The organism is Paenibacillus polysaccharolyticus (genome assembly GCF_023714295.1).
Lineage (GTDB): Bacteria > Bacillota > Bacilli > Paenibacillales > Paenibacillaceae > Paenibacillus > Paenibacillus polysaccharolyticus_A.
The window spans coordinates 292,131-310,906 of record NZ_JAMAUN010000003.1; the positions used below are offsets into that span (position 1 = coordinate 292,131).

Below are 18,776 nucleotides of genomic sequence, written 5' to 3' on the forward strand. Positions count from 1 at the left end.
TGTTAAACCTTCTGTGTCCTAGATTCAATCCATAACCTAACGTCATGTCTTTCGGCCTCCCTTCATCATTGATATGTATATATTAATAGCACATCTTTTCAAATGTCAACCCTTTTCTTGGAAATTAATGCACTCTTATGTTCTAGCCAATTAGAAACAACAGGAGGTTGTCCGGGGACAACCTCCTGTTGTTAAAACTTTTTATTCGGTTTATTCACTGCTATATCCGTCATATCATCAGATAAAAGACATTCTCATGATCTGATCATAAACCTTAGAGTTTAGCCTGCTCCTGCAATTCCTCTACAGGATTCTCATCTTGCTTTTCAGGCAATTTGGATGAGAGAAACCATCCACATACCGCAATCGTGATCAGCACAACATAAAAACCGATTTTCCATATTTTATTTTCCGGGAAATGCTCATCCAGTACGCCTAAGGAAGGGTGAGCCAGTGTAATTACGGACAGTTTAACCCCTACCCAACCTACAATTACAAAAGCGGCAACCTCAAGCCCCGGACGGGAATGAAGCAATTTCACGAAAAACGATGCTGCAAAACGCATGATAACAAGACCGATAAAACCGCCGAGGAAGATGACAATGAACTGTCCGCCATCCAAACCGCCAATTGGCGGCAAGCCGCTTGGTGGCAACGCAACTGCCAAGGCTACAGCTGCTAGGATAGAATCTACTGCAAAAGCGATATCTGCGACCTCAACCTTAAATACCGTCATCCAGAAACCGGATTGTTTTTTCGGTTTTTTTGGTGTGTCATCTGCTGCTTCATCTGTTTTATTCCGACCACTCATCACCTTTTTGACGATATGGTTTATTGAAATGTACAGAAGATACAGCGCTCCAATTGCTTGAACCTGCCACACATCCACCAGGAATGAGATCAGGAACAACGATCCGAGACGGAAAATAAAGGCACCCATGAGACCATAAAACAATGCCTTTTTACGCTTCTCCTCCGGCAAATGTTTAACCATAATGGCAAGCACCAGAGCATTATCTGCTGCCAATAACCCTTCAAGCACGACCAGGACCAAAAGTACCCACCCGTATTCTAATAATAGTGCTGGTTCCAACATTGACTCCTCCTTCATATGCTTATGATGTACAAAAAAAAGGACCTTTACCATTGCTGGTAAAGATCCTTTTATAACCACAAAAAGAGACCTTTACCGAGCATAAAAACTTGGTAAAGGTCTCGCTAACAACAGATCGCTGCCAATAAAGCCGGGGATGCGATCCCGAATTGACGACTTTACTGTAAAAGCTACTCCCCTTTAACAGGAATATGTAGTTTTAGTTGAAACCGGTGAATAACCTGTTTACATCATATTTCATAACATAAAATAAAGTCAAGCTTTATTTTCGGCGTTAAGGGCTAATTTTCGAAAAACAAAAAAATCATAAATCATATTGCCCAGCGGGATAAATGAGATGAAAAATAGTGCAATGGGACGGCGCAAACGCCACTTCTGAGTTGTATATAAAGATACCATAAACAAGAGATACATTAGAAACAGAAAACCATACAGGTTCCCGAACCAAGTCACCGCTTGAGGCATAACTCCTGCATCCCGAAGGGGAAACGCAACGAACAACAGCAATACATATGAAATCCCCTGTAACCATAACATTAGCCGGAAACGACCCAGCATTGAACGTAACATCTTCTTCCTCCTGCTTCTATACAATACGCGCTAATTGAACCCTGTACAGTATATCACAAAAGCAGTGTCGATTTGCATCCGGCCAAGCTGTATTATATTCCATGTCTTTTGTATGTTCCAATATACGCCTCACAGGAGCCAAATATCCACCTCTCACATACAATGCATGAAATGTGTCATGAACAATGTCGGACAAGGAGGAGTGGATTCATGAAAATCGTTCTGGTTGCACCAGAGAAATTACCTCTGCCTGGCAATGGTTCCGTGGAAATCTGTATATTAGGGATCGCACATGATCTTGCCCGCCGTCATCAGGTAATCATTATAAGCCGTCTAATACATGGATTGCCGGCGCTTCAACAGATTGGGCAGATAACAGTTCAGCGAATCTCTGCATCCGGTGTCGTAGATTATACCCGGTCAGTTATTCGTTTGCTTCGTACACTCGATGTTGATGTAATTCAAGTCGATAACAGACCTTACAGCATGGCTGCCATTAAACAGGCTTTCCCGCAAACACCCGTTGTCCTCTATCTGCACTCACTTACATTCGCCCAACCCGGGCCAAGGAAACTGTCAATGTTGAAAAAAGCGGATTGTATTGCCGTGAACAGCCAATCGTTGAAGCGTAGACTTAGCCGCCGTTTCCCTGCCGTGAAGAAACGATTAAATGTTGTGCCACTAGGTACAGATCTTGATCGCTTCCGCCCCGCTGCCAGCAATGAAGAACGGCTTCACTTACGTGAAAAGTTTGGAATCACCGGACGTTTCTCAGTCCTGTATGCAGGTAGGGTCATCCCTGGCAAAGGGGTCGATATTCTTATTCGTGCTGTTGCTTTAGCACAAAAAAAAGTACCTCTCCATCTGGTTATCGCAGGCAAGGGTCCTCCAAAGTATGTGCGCTTATTACGTAAACTGACACAAAAGCATAACGTACATGCCACCTTTTTAGGGCAGATGAGTCACGAACAGATTGATCAACTCTATCGAAGTGTCGACTGCTTAGTCTGTCCTTCACAGAGCCACGAGGCCTTTGGCTTGGTGAATGTAGAAGCTATGGCCTCCGGTGTTCCTGTTATTGCATCCGATAATGGGGGTATCCGGGAGATTATCCATTCGGGAATGAACGGATACTTGATATCAGAGTATAAGCAACCTCAGCAGTTTGCTTTATGCTTGCACCAGCTGGCTACCCAACCTGATCTTGTGCAATCCATGGGAAAAAGCGGCCGGGAAACAGCAAGTTCTCACTTCAGTTGGTCAAGAACAGCTCTATATTTGGAGGCAGCTTACACAAGGCTCATCCGTTCATGAGCCTTTTTTTCTTGATCAGGCTTTCTCGCGGAATTGCCATTCTGTAATCATTGAGTCCATCTGAGTTACAGGTACATGCATGATTTCGATCAGTTCAATAATGACCATATCCTTCATCATAAATCTCACTTTTGCACAAGTTTGTTGGTGGAAGGCATCGTAGAACCCCGCCCCAGTCCAGCATCCATGAGGGACAGTCTCGGCATGGTTCACAATATAACCCACCTCCCCGATTGGAGGAATAACTACTTTAATGGCTTGATGATCCAAACGATTATCCGGATCCTTTACAAGATAAAGTGTATCCCCCACATGCAGAGCCTGTGCTCCATGATAGTTTTCCATACCCATCAAAGCGGCAAAAATTTTGTTGCTCATACAAAAGCTCCTTTTTACAGATATTCCTTGGCATATGGCTATAAAGCCTTATCATCTTTATAGTGCTCCAACCATTCCAAAAGTTGTTTGCGAATCTCTCTCCGATACTCGCGAGGTTCAAGTACCTCAGCCTCAGGACCGAATTGGTTTAACCATTGCAAAAATTCACGGCTGCTATTCAGTGTTACTTCAAATAACAAACCACCATCCATAAGATTTGTCATTCGTGGACGAACAAACATTTCTTCTTCTTTTATGTAAGGGGCCACCTTTTCGGAGAATCTCACCTTAAAATGAATATGCTCGTCCCCTCGGTCAACAGACCAAGTATTCTTCATATATTGAGTTATATTGAAGTCGCCCATATCAAATGCAGCAGTGGTTCTTGTTACATCCAGAAAGCGGCTAATGCGAAACAATCGAACTTTCTGCTGTAGATGGCAGTACCCAATCAGATAAAATCGTTGGTCACGCGGTACAAGATAATAAGGGTCTATTTGCCTAACCGTAATCTCGTTATCGGTGAGCGTATGATATTGCGCTTGAATCGTCCGTCCGTCTAAAATCGCTTCGATAATGGGAATTAACAAGTTAGGATCCTTTCCCTCTTCACGATAAGCAGGTATCCCCATCCGAATAATTCCTGCAATATTTTCCACAATTTCACTGTTCCTTGTCTTTTGTTTGGTATGTGCCGATATAACCTTATCAAATGCTGATTCAAATTCAGCAGGTAATTTTGTAGTATCGACTAAAGCCGGAAGCATGCAGAAAAGCATGGCTTCCTGTTCGGTAAAATCTAAAGGATACATGGCAAACTCACCGATAAATCGATACCCCTTTCCATATCCTTCGTTCATAATGGGAGCAACCCTGTCCAAAATCCGGAGATCGCGATAGATTGTGCGCACCGTTGTACCACATTTAAGCGCCAATTCCTTAGCAGAGATTCCGGGATTAGCCTGTATAGCCTGAAGTATACGCAGCAGACGAATTAATTTCTCTGTCATGTAGTTTCTCCCCTTCGATATTTTATCGGCAAGGAAAACTAGTTCCTTTAGTTCATGTCTAAATCTTTAGTCCCAAATGTTTTTTCGCAATTTCACCTTTTACTTATAGTCCAATTGCACTTTTCCCCTCTCTAAATATACATTCTCTTACTTGCTTGCGTAAATTAATAACCCAAAATCTGATTTTCCTAAGCCTGAAAGCCTATACAAATATCTAAAGAAAATACAAAAAAAGCCCTATCTCCGAAGAGAAAAGGCTTATAAAGTTCTATTTCATTCTTATAGTTCTATTCATGCATCATGAACAATTTATTCAAAACATGCAGCATATGATCACATAATACCGGAATGTCTTGCATCTGCTCCTCGTTCACTTGCCTGTCAAAATAAACACTGGCAGAAACGTTAAATGATACCGGAGCTTCTCCAAAAAGATAGTGGATATGCTGAACTATCCGCTGATCGGGCCAATTTTCCTGCATGACCGCCTGAACGTCGTGACAACGCCGCTCCGGCTCTTTTGTTGCCCACGCAAAACGAAGCTCCAGTCCACAGCCGGGATGGCTACCTGGGGTCTCCAGAATCTCTGCGGCTATAGCCTGCAGCGAACTTCTCAGTACCACTTAGGCAGTAACAGCCGTATGATCTCTTAGGCAGAACTGCAAGGTGAATTCTCGGGACATGCTTGCCAATTCTAATTGATCCCTGCGGTGAGTAATGTGAATACTCTCATCCAGATTGTCCAGATCATAAAGATAATTCTCGAAAGCTACTTTTAAATTATCGTATATCGTGGGGTCAAACATAGGACAGACCTGCTTTCATTTCGATTTAATCTATCTTCACGTTGTACCACAAATACAACCCTTAAATCCATACGAAAAAGCCCAGCCCACAAAAAGTGGACCGGGCTTGGCTATCATTTACGCAGAATTTTTGAAATTCCAGCGTTCGCCTATTCTTCTGCTGGTTGACCTTCTTCTGCTTCTGGAGCTGCTTCATCAGCAGAAGTCGTTGGTTCTTCCTCAACAGCTTGCGGCGGCATAACCGAAGCCACGATAGAATCTGGTGATGTCACGAGCGTCAAACCTTTATCCAGTTTAATATCGCCTGCTGTCAAGCGGTCACCAATTTCCAGACCACTGACGTCAACTTCGATCGAAGTTGGCAGATCTGCTGGCAAGCCTTCAACCTCTAGTTGTGTTTCTTGCGTCTGGAAGACACCGCCTTCTTTGGAACCAGCAGCAGTACCTTGGAAATCAATCGATACGCTAACGCTAATCGGTTTGTTTTTCGAAATCTGTAAAAAGTCAACGTGTAGCAAACGTCCATTACGCTCCTGCTGATCCTTAATCAACACAGGAACCGTCTTTCCGCCTTCTACATTAAGGTTAAACATCTCTGAGCGGCCTGTACGAGCCATTTTCAGCATTTCTTTTTCATCCACATGTATAGCGGCACCTTCTTGTCCCGGTCCGTATACTACGGCAGGAACTCGTCCACCTTGTCTTAACAGGCGCAATGCTGCACCTTTCTTTTCAGTTCTTGGCGTTGCTGTAAGTTGAGCCATTTTTCCGTTGGATTTCATGGTTGAACATCCTCCTTCAAGGGATCCCTACTTTGATTTTGTTGGCAAGCTCTGCGGCTTCTCTCATAGACCAAAACAGTCTTTTTTCTGAGGCCATATGTTGGGCCATATCTATATTTACCCCAATGATCCAGCATCTAAAACATGAATCCGGAGTTTTTTATCCTTTTTTTGTAATTATATATGTGTTTAAACATACGAAAACAGCCGGAAATCCTTCCGACTGCAAGATTGGTGGTGCTTGGAACGATGAAAGAATTCCCTGTTCAAAAGGTACAGAGCAGTAAACATCATGCACTATTCAGATCATCCGTTTCATTATTTTCTCGCACAATCTGCATCTCGTCTGATCCACTTTGCACCATAATTTGCACGTCTCCATCTTCAGGCAAAATATCTACATAACGATCTCCGCAAGTGTCCTTGGCCTCCCACTCATTCCGCCTGATGATAAAACCCAGATGATGCAGACCAGGAGCTACACGGAACCGCGCTTGTGCAACATTGCCTGCCCGCTCTAAGCGAATGGCTCCATCCTCCATACCCGTTCCCCATACCCAAACGTCCCAGCCATCATAACAGCTATCCGCTCGTTCATAACAGACGGTCACGGTTCGTGACAGATATCTATGAACCGTAACCGCATATGCCGCACGAACGGAGCCTACTTCTGCGACGATCATTGATTTCCCCGAAGTCAGCGCCCTCACGATTCCCGCGTGACTTACGGCAGCTACATCCGAATGAGCGGAACTCCAGCGAATATGAGCATCTGTAAGGGGTTGCCCATATTGATCCAACACCAACGCACGAAAACGACTAACTCGAGTTGTATATAACACCGGTTCACCTATGATCTCAATTCGTTCAGCGTGGCGGATATCGACCTGAACGGTACAAGACGTTGTGATCGAACCGACGCTTGCCGTAATGGAAACTACACCTCGAGCCAACGTACGGATGGTGCCATCTTTTTCTATACGAACCATGTCAGGATCGGAAGAGTTCCATACCACGGGTACATTTTCTAATACATTGCCGATATGATCCCTCACCGTTGCTCGTAGCAGAGCAGTCTCCTGTGGAGCAAATACCCTGCGCGGAAGAGCGATTTCCAGTGCGGCTGGCTCTGACTGAGTAGTGAGCTCCTTGTCGTACAGAACCATAAGCGACCAACGTTCCACCTGAACCTCGCCCGTAACCGTCTCGATCACGTCGGTTCCAGCGGTATGATGATTCACGACAACTTTCCACTCACCCTCATCCAGGTGTATGGTCTGAGGTTCCTCCGAGCCGTTATAAATGATAATTATCCGATGCCATGAATCTTCGTTTGCCCCATGTTCAATCATATACGCAATAACGTTCCCATCCATCCGAATGAAGCGAAGATGTCTGCGAACCTGTTCGGCCTTAATCATACGGAACGCCGGATGGGTGCGACGCAAGTGAATCAGCCCACGATAATAGTCAAATACAGGCCTGAAGCGGGATTTATTGGCCCAAGTGATCGAATTTACTGCATCACCGCTTCGATAACTATTATGATCTCCAGCCTTGGATCTTAACATCTCATCACCGGCATGCAGAAAAGGTATTCCTTGTGAAGTAAGCAAGATGCCAGATGCAAGAATGGAACGACGAACCATTTCATTGTGCAGCACATCTGCTTCATCGACGTATCGATACGGATCTGAAGCCTTAACCGCCGACTCGGCACTGCCCCCCTCCACAGGCTGTCCGTCTTTCCACACAGGAAAGCCCAGATCATGGCGAAGATGGAGCGAGGTTGCTATTTTATCCCAGAGATTCAGGTTATCATGGGCGGTCACATAATTTACGGTTTCGGCAGGGGAAGAGGTGAAGTCATCCAGTGCTCCCGCCACACCTTTGCCTATTTCATACGCCAAACCTTCGGCACCCGTGATGAATCCTCTACTGTTGCCGTCACTATCCCCTTTGATCGCACTTCGAAAATGGTCATTGAATACAGCAAACCCTCTGCCTTTCTGTGTTCCCTTAAGAGTCTGATGCCCCAGTGGCGAGTCTCCTCCCATCCAAGGCTCACCATAGATCAGAAAAGCAGGATCTATCTTTTCTTTTAACTCACGGGTAAGCTCGCTCATGGTGTCCAGATCAATCAGTGCCATCAGATCAAACCGGAATCCGTCAATATGATATTCTTCCGCCCAATAGTGCAAGGAGTCTAGAATATATTTTCGTACCATAGGACGTTCTGTTGCCAGTTCATTCCCTACACCTGAACCGTTGCTGAGTGTGCCATCTTCATAATGGCGATAGAAGTAACCAGGTACAATTCGCTCAAAAGGGCCTTTTTTCACACTGTACGTATGGTTGTAGACGACATCAAGCACAACACGGATACCTTGCTGGTGCAAGGACTGGATCATCGCTTTGAACTCCCGAATGCGAACAGCAGGTTCTCGCGGATTCGTCGAATAGGAACCCTCAGGAACATTATAGTGTTGCGGATCATAGCCCCAGTTATAGGGTACTTTGGCCGTTCGATCGGTGTTCTCTACTGCGAGTTCATTTACCGTCTGGTAATCGGCCACAGGCAGAAGATGTACATGGGTAATCCCCAGTTCGACCAAATGATCGACGCCAATTGAGTTGCCAGCCTCATCGGTAAGCCCCGTAGCCGTAAAAGCCATATACTTTCCCTTGTACGGAAGTTCGGCCTGGGGATCGGAAGAGAAATCTCGTACATGCAGTTCATAGATGATCGCATCAACCGGGCTTACAAAGGCGGGCTTTACATCTTGATCCCATCCCTCTGGATGAGTCATATTCAGATCAATGATCGCCGTCCGTTGCCCATTGGCTGTAACTGCTCTGGCGTAAGGGTCCGCTACTACTTCTACCCCTTGATCATGATGAACGATGCGATACATATAAAAGTGTCCTGCCCAGTCGCCCGAAAGAGTCCGTTGCCAGATCCCGTCCGGGTCACGTGTCATCTCAAATGCCTGACCGTCCTCATGTTGGGTCACCTCGCCAAGATCGTTATACTCTCCCTCATATTCGAAAACTAATATATTAACCAGCTGTGCTGTAGGCGCCCATACTTTGAACGTACTCGCAGCACTGGTATAAGTTAAGCCAAGATCGTTGCCTTCATAACAAAAAGAAGTCCATTCCGGCATCGTTCTCACCGCCTTTATATCCTTTAATTTCGTATTGTCCCGATGTTACGAAGTGGGACGCCTTTTGTCAACCCGGGGTTGTCTGTACTCAACATATCGGTTAGATCGAAACAATTGATGAGCAATCGCTTTCATCTATCATATGTAAACAAGCGCAGCGGTTGACAACGTATGTACCTATGGAATCAAAAAAACACCCTCTTTTGATATCAAAGAGAGTGTTCTACTGTGTGACTTTTAAACTGAAATACATCGTTATGACTCACTGCCCTGTTGTTAGATAAAAACAGACATTTTGTTATCCTTGTACAAGCCTACTTTCTTCAAGAGGACTGCGAAAATAATACGGTCATGGATAATATGCTGACCTGTACTTGATTGTTGTTAGTCTCTTGATTGTCTGAGCTGCTCTTGGTGCTCTTCTTGCTATGCTGAGTCTGATCGTGGATGTTATTGTTGCCCTCCATTTCCTCCGTAACCTCGATGGTACGAAGCGTATTTACACCAGCCTGTCCATCTTCAACAACCACTCTCCATGCGCCTGAAGGGATAGAGATCCGATGAGATTCTTTGGTCGCATTGTAGATCACGATAATCCGTTGCCATGCATCATTCACATCTGCACCCTGCAACTCGAATGCTAAAAGTCCTTTATCTTTTTGCAAAAGTCGAACATGCTTCTCAATCGCTTCGCGTGTACGCAGGCGAAAAGCAGGATGCTCCCGCCGCAGGCGAATCAGGCCACGGTAATAGTCGAATACGGGCTTAAATCGTTGCTTCTGATCCCAATGAATAGCGTTGACCACGTCTCCACTCTCATGGCTGTTGGCATCTCCGTACTTACTTCGCAGCAACTCATCTCCTGCCGCAATCAGCGGAACACCTTGTGAGGTAAGTACAATACCGTTTGCAAGAAGGCAGCGTCTCACGGTTTCGTTTCCGAGCACATGCGCTGGATCGATCTGAAGATAAGGATCAGCCTGTCGCACAGCCTCTTCCACATTGTCGAACCCCCGGATACTCCCATCCTCATCATACGTCAGAAAGCCTAGCTTATCTTGTAACCCTTGTGTACGCGCCACCTTATCCCACAGATTAAGATTGTCATGTACAGTTACATAATTAATAGTCTCAGATGGACCTTCCGTAAAATCATGAATAGACCCTTGCACGCCTGTCCATAACTCCGATTCTTTCCCGTCTTCACCCGTCGCAAAACCTTGGCCGTCCCCATCACTGTCTCCTTTAATGACACCACGGAAATTATCGTTAAACACTGCAAAGCCTGCTCCGCGCTGTGTTCCTTTCAAGGTCATCTCATCACCCAAAGGTGATTCCATTGCTCCCCAAGGTTCGCCGTATAACAAGATGGAGGGAGCTACCTGAGTATGAAGCTCGGATGCGAGCTGTTTCATCGTCGTAACATCCATCAGCCCCATCAGATCAAAACGAAAACCGTCCACATGATATTCCTCTGCCCAGAAACGCACCGAATCGATAATAAATTTACGAACCATAGCTCGTTCTGTTGCCACTTCATTGCCTGTGCCTGAACCGTTACTGTACGTTCCGTCGGCATGCTGACGATAATAATATCCGGGAACGAGCTTCTCAAATGAACTCTCCGCTGTATCAAACGTGTGGTTGTACACGACATCCATAATGATACCTATCCCTTTACGATGAAGTGCAAGCACCATGGACTTGAATTCACGAATTCGCGTTACGGGTTCATCTGCGCGTGATGCATAAGATCCTTCCGGAACATTGTAATGTAGCGGATCGTAACCCCAATTATAGTTAGAGGCATCCTTAGGATCATCATCTACCTTCGCCTCGTCTACCGTAGCAAAATCAAATACAGGCAACAGGTGTACATGTGTAATGCCTAGTTCAACCAAATGATCGATTCCAAGCGTATTACCTGTTGCATCTTGAAGCCCAGTCTCGGTGAAAGCCAGATACTTTCCTTTGTTCGCAATCCCGGAAGAAGCATGAATGGAGAAATCCCGGACATGTAGCTCATACAGGACAGCATCCGTGGGATGACTCAATTCGGGACGTTTATCCTGTTGCCAACCCTCAGGGTGAGTCTCTTGCATGTCCACAATAACACCCATTTCACCGTTCATGGTTACGGCTCGCGCGTAAGGATCAACCGTGATCGTTGAAGTTCCATCGGCAAAAGTTGGCTTGAACATATAGCGATAACCTCGTAAATCCCCTTCCACTTCTAAAACCCAAACATCCTGTTCACCGGAATGCATTGGGATGTTGCTCTGCTTCAACGCGTTCGGGATGTCATCGGGACTTCCACCTGTGAGGGGTGGGTACAGAAGCAGTTCCATTTGAATCGCAATGGGAGACCAAACTTTGAAAGAACAAACAGCCGGTTGAAGGGTAACCCCCAGATCCCCCCCTTTATATGTACTCGTGATCGAAGCTATATCTGTTTTCCGGGCAATCTGCTGTTGCTGTTGTTGAACTTCGTCAATCATATCAATTCCCCTCTCGGTGAGCGTCGTATGTTATTCATGTAAAACGGAATGTAGAGCGTGGTGCCAAGTGAGTATCAGGAAAGTGCTCCTTACCCTTTATACCCGTTCAACGGATCAAGCATAATCTGTTTATACAAAAAAGAAGTAGCCGTGACGCAGACTCACATCACAGCTACTTCGTATATAAAGCTTCTACTTTTATTTCAAACCCGTCGTTTCGCTAATGAGGTACCTGCGCTTGAAAATCATCACGGCTGGATTGATCTGCATGATACCACACCACATCTCCATCTCTCGTCTGCCATCTTATCCCCTGTTCATCCGCTGGACTTCCATTAAAACCTTCCAGTTTCCATTGATTCATTAATGGGGCGTGCATATATTGCAGATGAGGCGCGAGTGTATTGCCATTTTGTAACGTTTCCAGATTAAAGTTCACTACAATGTATCCATCTTGCAGGAATACAGGAGCCTTGTCATCTAGCAAAGTTTCTCGGGTCAGACGCTCCAGATTCGTGCCTTTGGGAACAGCATATACATCGGCTGGCAGGCTATATTCTCCGTACCAGCGCTGTATGGCGGCATTCGCCCGATCTATATCCACCCCGGAAGGAAGGTCTGTTTTTGGACCTATGAGTGTACGAATCTGTGACGGGAGAATCATCCAATCGTACCTGCCCGTCCAAGTTTGACGATGTGACGTCTGGGTCACAAACCGAACCATCGCCTGTTCCAGCGTATACAACTGCCGATCTTCTGGTGTCCATTCATGGATGTACTGATAGCGTGCTGTATCGCTGAGTTCCATTCCAGGCACGTTTCGTAGCCTTGCGTTCAGCACTACATAACGCTTCTCAACATCCTGTGCAGATCCAATACGGATAAGTTGCTGCTGCCCTCGATGGTAGTACAAATCCACTTCCTGCCTCTTGGTTCCGTCTTTGGGGATATAAAAGAAAGTTGGTGTGATTCGGATACCATCCTGTTTGCCAAACATGTTCCCCTTGGTCTTCACATCAAACTTAAAGTGATAACCTGTCTTCACAGCGACATTGCGGTATCCCTGCACAGGGTGGCTACCTGGGCGGATTGGCAAAACATACGGAGCCAGGTTGCCCCTCGGATCTCCATCAATTTCATTTGTTCCTGTCCAGTAGTTAACACCCGTAGGCTCGGGACTTCCTGGTCTTTGACGAAACACCCTCTCCCAATGATAGTCCGCGATATCTGTGATTCGAAAATCATACAATCGCCCAATGACCTCCACAGCTACCGTATCCGTTGCGACATGATGTGCCAGATCCGTATTAGCATCAGGTTGTTCTGTGAACTGTATGGGTGCATTCTCTGCGATGTTGCGGAACTCAATCTGATAGGCGCCTTCATCAATCCAGACAGGAAGCACAAAGGTAGTATCCAGTTGATTGACGGAAATATCAACCCAGGTTTTGGCTGGAATAAAGCTACTTTTGCCATCCGTGTAAACATCGAACGGGAAACGCACCTGTTTACTGCGAAAATACTTCCCGTGATCGCGATTTCCGTAACCTGGATAACGTACTCCATCTAGATGTTGTCCTGACGTGGGGATACGAACCAGGAATGGACGCTCCAGAATTAACGCCGCCCGCACAGGATCTGGCTTTGTTTTCTGATTATGCGGCTGGTCATCCGAAACCCAAGCATAGTTGACCACTGGTGTATGTACCGTGACCGGATTGATACCGGGAATTGAAAACCGCTGATTTTGTCCACCGTTTACGTTTTCAGGGAGTAGTCCGTAGAATATTTCACCCGTGCTCGGCTGATCTGCTCTGTTCATCAGTGTGTTCTGAATGGTTAATCTGTTCTGATAAAACACATCATCCCCGATCATATGAGGCTGTGGAATCATTCTAGGTCTGGGGGCTTCCTTCTGGGCTGGGGTATTATTCATAATAGTCGTACCATTAAAGTCCACTTTGTCATTGTTAACTGTATTCTCCTGAACCACCGCTTCTGCTTCTGCTTGAAAAAGTGAAGTTTCCATCGGCGTAGGCGGCTCAGTGGAACCTCCAGGGACAGTCTGGGTACCCAGATCAATCTCACGACATGGCGAAGGTTTAACATGGCTCTGCACAGCAGTATCCGTCATAGATTGTAGAGTTGGAGGTATGTAAGAATTTGGTGTCAGCGTAACCACACCTCCGTAACCACCAAGCGCATAGTTAGACACCTTGGCTTCATTTAATTTGTAGACCTCTAAGTTATCAATCTGCCAATAACTATATCCCCTTGTTACTCGCATCGATCGATCACCTGGCACATCACGTTCTTTGGGCTCTGGTTGTGTGCCTGGATCCCCCTCACCGCGGGAAGGTCGGCCTGGTATTGTCCACGTTTTGTGGTACGTCTTCTTGACTTTAACATCATAGGTCACTGTGCCCGTCATGTTCACCCATCGGTGCTGAAACAAGTATCCTTTGGCGAGAACATTTGCATACAAATCTTCCGACGTTGGGATTCCACGTGTAACATCAAATTTCTCGGCACCCCGGATGTCTGCTCTGAGCACCCCTTGAACCGAAGGATCCATCACTTTAGCTTCAAGTACTGCGCCTCGACTTGGTGGACTGATGCTCACCGGACAGGCATTCGCAGGATCGTTTCCTGGATCTTCACCGCCCATGTCTCCTCCACCTCCGCCATTAGAGCAGTCCTTGACCTCAAGCTCTTGTTCAGCCTGGTCATCTATACGCTGGGCGGTATCCAGAAAATGAGCTTTGATGATCGTAGTACCCACAATACCCTTTGTTGTAATTTTGCCATCAGCACCGATTGTCGCCACAGAAGCATTCGAACTGCTCCACGTCAATTTGGGATGCACCGTTAATTTACGGATACTTCGATCCGATTTGGTAAGGACCGCTTCCGCCTGCAATGGTGTTGTCGTAGATTTACAGGCATTAGGCAGGTTCACAACCAGTCCCGGTTCGGACGTCACGGTAACGGTGGCTGTATCCGAAATGAGATATGTACCATTGTTCCAAATTGCACGTACCGTAACCGTTCCAGGGCTTTCCGCTTTTAACATACCTGTCTTTAGTTCAATGCTTGCCACCGCTTCGTCCGAAGAAAACCATTTAATCTCCGTCTCCCTGCCAGATACATCGACCCCCTCACTCCACGTTGTGGAACCATAGCCTTTGGTCTTTACTTTGGCTACCATCTGTTTGGTCTGGCCAATGGTTAGGGTAGTATCAGGTGTAACGTCAATTTCTTTTTCTTCCTCTAGATCACCTGCCCAAATGATGTCCATAGGGGTGAAGTAGGCTACGTTGTACTTTGGACAGCCAGCAGTTGTTCTACCACCATTATCAAATGGCTTATGCTCCGTTGGTACATGATATCCTCCAGTGATTGTCCTGATCCCAACAACAGTTGATAAGAACGGAGGTCTAATATCTCCTATACCAGTATACGAATTTTGATCTGCTCTTCCTTGATATTTAACATCATGAATACGTATGTTTTTAACTTTATTAGTATCAATTCTTGTAGAATTGTAATCAGGCCAGTCTGTTGGTGGCCAATTACTAAAATCTACACTATCAGGAACCTCTGTAGCTGCAGGAAATGGATTTGAGCAACTCCCTGCATTATTTGCATAGGTCGGTCCTCCTGAATGATCAGCTCTAAATTTCCCATTATTCTCTTGGTACCAATACACTCCTGGATTTCCCACTCTAGGGTTCGCTAGTATGGTAACATACTGAGGGCTCTTCATTCTTTTAGGGCCATACTCACTTGTAACAGCATTTACTATGTTTGACGTCAATATTAACGCTGTGAGTTGTAAGATCAACACTCCAAATAATATAGCTACACAAGAATATATTACTTTTCTCATTACAACCTACTCACCATCCTACTGAACTATCTTTGAATTCTAAATTCACCTAATTGATCTGTTTTCAGAGAATAAGACCACGATGTGTTTCTCAGAGTTGAAGTAACCCAAAATCTTTTTTGAATACCCTTCTTTAATAATTGTCCCGAGTCCATAGGTATTGTATTAATACCTTGTTTCTTAGCCACATCCAAATTGAGACGATTAAACTGTATTAGTGAATCAGGTAACCCCCTATTGAATGTGATCAAATTAGAACTTTCTAAATTAGATTTGAAGGAAATATCTACAAAAGTCCTATATGAACCACTTGCATATTTTTCAGGCATAAAAAGCTTAGCATAAATTCCTTCTGGTTTACTTTGAGTCGCATCCACAACGATAAAACGATGAATTTGTAATACTCCAGACTTGTTACTAAGGCTAATATCAGCTTCTGATAGATCTGAAATCATGACAGAGCCAGAGCTATACTTATAATTACTAATCGTCGTTAAATTCGTACCTGTCGTGCCCACTTCCCGCATCTCGTTCAGGTCGCTGTACTTGGAAGCATCTGTTCCCTCCACGTCCATGTAGCGAAGCAGAATAGCGGAAACCTCTGCACGAGTCGTCGTATCTGCTGGTTTTAACGTACCATCTTGAAATCCACCGACAATGCCTGTTCCGCGCACTACAGCGAGGTACGGAATCTGCTCATCACGGATCGTTCCGCGATTTACTTCGGGTGTGGGCAGTAGGGTGTTTTTCGTATCATTAAAAGCATTCTGAAAACTGCTGTCTGACTTGATCAGTCCGTTTGCAATCCACTTCATCATTTCATATCGTGTCAGTTCCGTATTGGGCTTAAAGCCGCCTGCATAATCACCAGCGTCAATAAAGCCTTGTCCCACCAACTGGCGGACAGCCGTTTCAGACCAATGTCCTTGAAGATCAGAGAAAGAAGACTGCTCCTGCCCCTGAGCATTCTCGATTCTGGTCGCGCGAGCTAGTATTGCTGCATATTCCCCGCGGGTGATCTTACCATTCGGGCGGAAAGTGCCATCCTGATAGCCGGAAATCAATTTTTTCTCATATGCTTTTGCAATCGTTGCCTGAGCCCAGTGTCCTTTGATATCGCTGAACCGACTCCCTACGCTGTCGCTCACTCCAGCACTAACCACTGTCGTCCACTTCCCAGACCCCATTCCAAAAGAAAGACATGTACCTGCCATCATGACTGCTGTTAACAGCCCTATCATATAAACAAATCTTCTTTTCTTCTTAACTTGAACCACTCGCTTCATCTTCAATCTGTTCACGCTCCTATGTACCTTAGTATGGGGATGCTTCATTTGCTCAAACGGATGACTTGCTTATCAAACATAAGCCAAAATCCTAAATATGGAATTATAATCAATATTCTACCATGTATAACTAGTATTTTGGTATCATTTTCATACCTCCCCATGATTCTAAGGTGACTATCTCCCCCTCCTTGAGACCTAATATTTATCCTAAAAAACAAAAAAAGGCCATGAATCCGCAGATTCATAGCCTTATGCTTTAAGGTGTGGTCTCACTTATTAAATTATGGAATTTATCCTCTTTTATAGAATAAACTTATTCCTTGCATGAAATCAACCTTTTTTTATGGCAGTCTCATTTATTTCCCGTTCAGTTCTTTATACGAAGCTTCCAGTTCTGTGATCAGCTGGTCACCGCCTGCTTTTCTCCAGTTGGCAACTTCCTGTTCCCAGCCAGCATCATCGATCTTGCCCATAATGTATTTGGTCTGCGCATCCCAGATCATCTGATCCAGTTCCTGACCGCGCTCTGTATAGATCACCGAGGACAGCGTAAGTGCAGGATTAGCAATTGCATACTGTTCATTTTCTCGAGCCATCTTCGTGCCTTTCATACCAATAGGAACGTCGACCAGTTCAGGCACATTGTATCCTTCCACACTTAGCAGATTATCACGATATGGTTTAACCTCACGCTGATATGCGTCGAAGTCTTTCAATTCCGTTTTACCGTCAGCGGTCTTGCTGTAGTGCACATCGAGTAAACCACGCAATTGCAGCGTGCTGAGTTCCTCGTCCATCAGCTGATCCAGGAAGGTGAGTACCTTTTTGAGTTGCGCTTCATCCGTTACAGATGCTTTCGGAATGACAAGCATACCGTAGTTTCCAGGCTCACCGGCAATGCGAATGCCATCTGGCCCTTGAAACGGCGCTACATCAATGACACCATCCGGTGCATTAGGTGTGAGCCGTTGCTGGGATGATTTCCCGTTCTGAGCAACACCGTTCAGTTTCATAGCAACGAGACCTGAATCCATTTTTTTGTCCGCATCGGAAGGGTCCAGTGCAGGGAAATCACTATTGATCAACCCTTCATTAAACAATCGCTTGAACAGCTTCATCGTATCCACATATTCAGGAGTCAGAAATTCTGGTGTTAATTTACCAGCGTCGTCTACACCCCATTTGTTGACTCCACCAATACTTACAGCAATCCGGGTCAGCGGTGAAGATACACCCTCGTTATACTTTTTAAACAACAACGCACCATACGTATCTTCCTTGCCATTACCATCTGGATCATCCTTGCGGACAGAACGCATAACCTCATACCAATCATCCAGATTTTTCGGGATATCCAGTTTCAGCTTATCAAACCAGTCTTTCCGATATACGATTGCCGTTCGTCCGATATCCCGGAAATTCGGGATGCCGTAGATTTTACCTTCGATCTTGATGTTATTAAAATGAGCCTCCGACTGGGCAGACAAGTTTTTGTAATCTTTCAGGTAAGGCCCGAGTTCCCAGAACAATCCTGTCTTTGCCGCATTAAAAGTTGTGGGTACATAATTGACACGCATAATCGTTGGCATCTCCCCTGATGCCACCATGACATTGACTTTGTCGTCGAACGCCGATTGCGGAATCCACTGCACGTTTACATCGGTATTCGTGTATTCCTCAATCTTCTTCTCGATTGCATTTTCCTTGGCGGGTACATCACCCACCTGCATCAATGAAATGGAAATGGGCATTTTTCCTCCCCCGGCGGCTGGAGCTTTTTCTCCCCCACATCCAGCCAGCAAACCGGCAGACATCGCACCAACAATAACGAAGCTTCCTACGCGAAACATTGGACTTTTTGGACTCATGAACCATCTCTCCTTTTGGATAAACCTATTGTTCAGCGAACTTGCCCTCATTCCTCAATCATAGATGCCTTCATCCTTATAATGTATGCGC

13 protein-coding genes are annotated in these 18,776 nt (G+C 45.4%); 1 reads left to right on the forward strand and 12 read right to left on the reverse strand.

The features are described from left to right. Positions 1-274: 274 nt before the first annotated feature. Both M3629_RS12090 and M3629_RS12095 read right to left on the reverse strand, forming a co-directional pair. Complete coding sequence (locus M3629_RS12090) at positions 275-1,093, reverse strand: TerC family protein (RefSeq protein WP_251506608.1); 819 nt, start codon at positions 1,091-1,093, stop codon at positions 275-277. 276 nt (positions 1,094-1,369) lie between these two features. Next, complete coding sequence (locus M3629_RS12095) at positions 1,370-1,684, reverse strand: DUF3817 domain-containing protein (RefSeq protein ID WP_251506358.1); 315 nt, start codon at positions 1,682-1,684, stop codon at positions 1,370-1,372. A 210-nt stretch (positions 1,685-1,894) separates the two neighbouring features. Here M3629_RS12095 and M3629_RS12100 point away from each other — a divergent pair, with 210 nt between their 5' ends. Further along, complete coding sequence (locus M3629_RS12100) at positions 1,895-2,998, forward strand: glycosyltransferase family 4 protein (RefSeq protein WP_251506361.1); 1,104 nt, start codon at positions 1,895-1,897, stop codon at positions 2,996-2,998. Between the two features lie 15 nt (positions 2,999-3,013). Here the strand turns inward: M3629_RS12100 and M3629_RS12105 are convergent, their stop codons facing one another. The 10 genes from M3629_RS12105 to M3629_RS12150 all read right to left on the reverse strand — a co-directional run bounded on the left by M3629_RS12105 (position 3,014) and on the right by M3629_RS12150 (position 18,685). Next, a complete protein-coding gene (locus M3629_RS12105; protein WP_251506364.1) occupies positions 3,014-3,376 on the reverse strand; it encodes an HIRAN domain-containing protein in 363 nt (120 codons plus the stop codon). Between the two features lie 38 nt (positions 3,377-3,414). Further along, the gene (locus M3629_RS12110; RefSeq protein WP_251506366.1) at positions 3,415-4,386 is read right to left on the reverse strand and encodes a helix-turn-helix transcriptional regulator; all 972 of its coding nucleotides are present in this window, start codon (positions 4,384-4,386) and stop codon (positions 3,415-3,417) included. Between the two features lie 287 nt (positions 4,387-4,673). Beyond that, positions 4,674-5,009, reverse strand: a complete 336-nt coding sequence (locus M3629_RS12115) for a hypothetical protein (protein ID WP_251506369.1) — start codon at positions 5,007-5,009, stop codon at positions 4,674-4,676. Then, a complete protein-coding gene (locus M3629_RS12120) occupies positions 5,010-5,192 on the reverse strand; it encodes a hypothetical protein (protein ID WP_251506371.1) in 183 nt (60 codons plus the stop codon). A 149-nt stretch (positions 5,193-5,341) separates the two neighbouring features. Beyond that, positions 5,342-5,974: a 50S ribosomal protein L25 gene (locus tag M3629_RS12125; protein ID WP_251506373.1), complete on the reverse strand. Its 633-nt coding sequence runs from the start codon at positions 5,972-5,974 to the stop codon at positions 5,342-5,344. A gap of 290 nt (positions 5,975-6,264) precedes the next feature. After that, positions 6,265-9,141, reverse strand: a complete 2,877-nt coding sequence (gene pulA / locus M3629_RS12130; RefSeq protein WP_251506609.1) for a type I pullulanase — start codon at positions 9,139-9,141, stop codon at positions 6,265-6,267. 323 nt (positions 9,142-9,464) lie between these two features. Further along, complete coding sequence (gene pulA, locus M3629_RS12135; RefSeq protein ID WP_251506376.1) at positions 9,465-11,639, reverse strand: type I pullulanase; 2,175 nt, start codon at positions 11,637-11,639, stop codon at positions 9,465-9,467. Between the two features lie 220 nt (positions 11,640-11,859). Then, a complete protein-coding gene (locus tag M3629_RS12140; protein ID WP_435368212.1) occupies positions 11,860-15,528 on the reverse strand; it encodes a DUF5704 domain-containing protein in 3,669 nt (1,222 codons plus the stop codon). A gap of 26 nt (positions 15,529-15,554) precedes the next feature. Then, a complete protein-coding gene (locus M3629_RS12145; RefSeq protein ID WP_251506611.1) occupies positions 15,555-16,814 on the reverse strand; it encodes an S-layer homology domain-containing protein in 1,260 nt (419 codons plus the stop codon). Between the two features lie 359 nt (positions 16,815-17,173). After that, a complete protein-coding gene (locus tag M3629_RS12150) occupies positions 17,174-18,685 on the reverse strand; it encodes an extracellular solute-binding protein (protein WP_251506381.1) in 1,512 nt (503 codons plus the stop codon). Positions 18,686-18,776: the final 91 nt, after the last annotated feature.

Excerpts from the sequence above, each read along its gene's own strand:
- M3629_RS12105 (WP_251506364.1), bottom strand. The coding sequence starts at position 3,376 with ATGAGCAACAAAATTTTTGCCGCTTTGATGGGTATGGAAAACTATCAT.
- M3629_RS12145 (WP_251506611.1), bottom strand. The coding sequence starts at position 16,814 with ATGAAGCGAGTGGTTCAAGTTAAGAAGAAAAGAAGATTTGTTTATATG.
- M3629_RS12150 (WP_251506381.1), bottom strand. The coding sequence starts at position 18,685 with ATGAGTCCAAAAAGTCCAATGTTTCGCGTAGGAAGCTTCGTTATTGTT.
- M3629_RS12095 (WP_251506358.1), bottom strand. The coding sequence starts at position 1,684 with ATGTTACGTTCAATGCTGGGTCGTTTCCGGCTAATGTTATGGTTACAG.
- M3629_RS12125 (WP_251506373.1), bottom strand. The coding sequence starts at position 5,974 with ATGAAATCCAACGGAAAAATGGCTCAACTTACAGCAACGCCAAGAACT.
- M3629_RS12140 (WP_435368212.1), bottom strand. The coding sequence starts at position 15,528 with ATGAGAAAAGTAATATATTCTTGTGTAGCTATATTATTTGGAGTGTTG.
- M3629_RS12110 (WP_251506366.1), bottom strand. The coding sequence starts at position 4,386 with ATGACAGAGAAATTAATTCGTCTGCTGCGTATACTTCAGGCTATACAG.
- M3629_RS12120 (WP_251506371.1), bottom strand. The coding sequence starts at position 5,192 with ATGTTTGACCCCACGATATACGATAATTTAAAAGTAGCTTTCGAGAAT.
- pulA (WP_251506376.1), bottom strand. The coding sequence starts at position 11,639 with ATGATTGACGAAGTTCAACAACAGCAACAGCAGATTGCCCGGAAAACA.
- pulA (WP_251506609.1), bottom strand. The coding sequence starts at position 9,141 with ATGCCGGAATGGACTTCTTTTTGTTATGAAGGCAACGATCTTGGCTTA.
- M3629_RS12100 (WP_251506361.1), top strand. The coding sequence starts at position 1,895 with ATGAAAATCGTTCTGGTTGCACCAGAGAAATTACCTCTGCCTGGCAAT.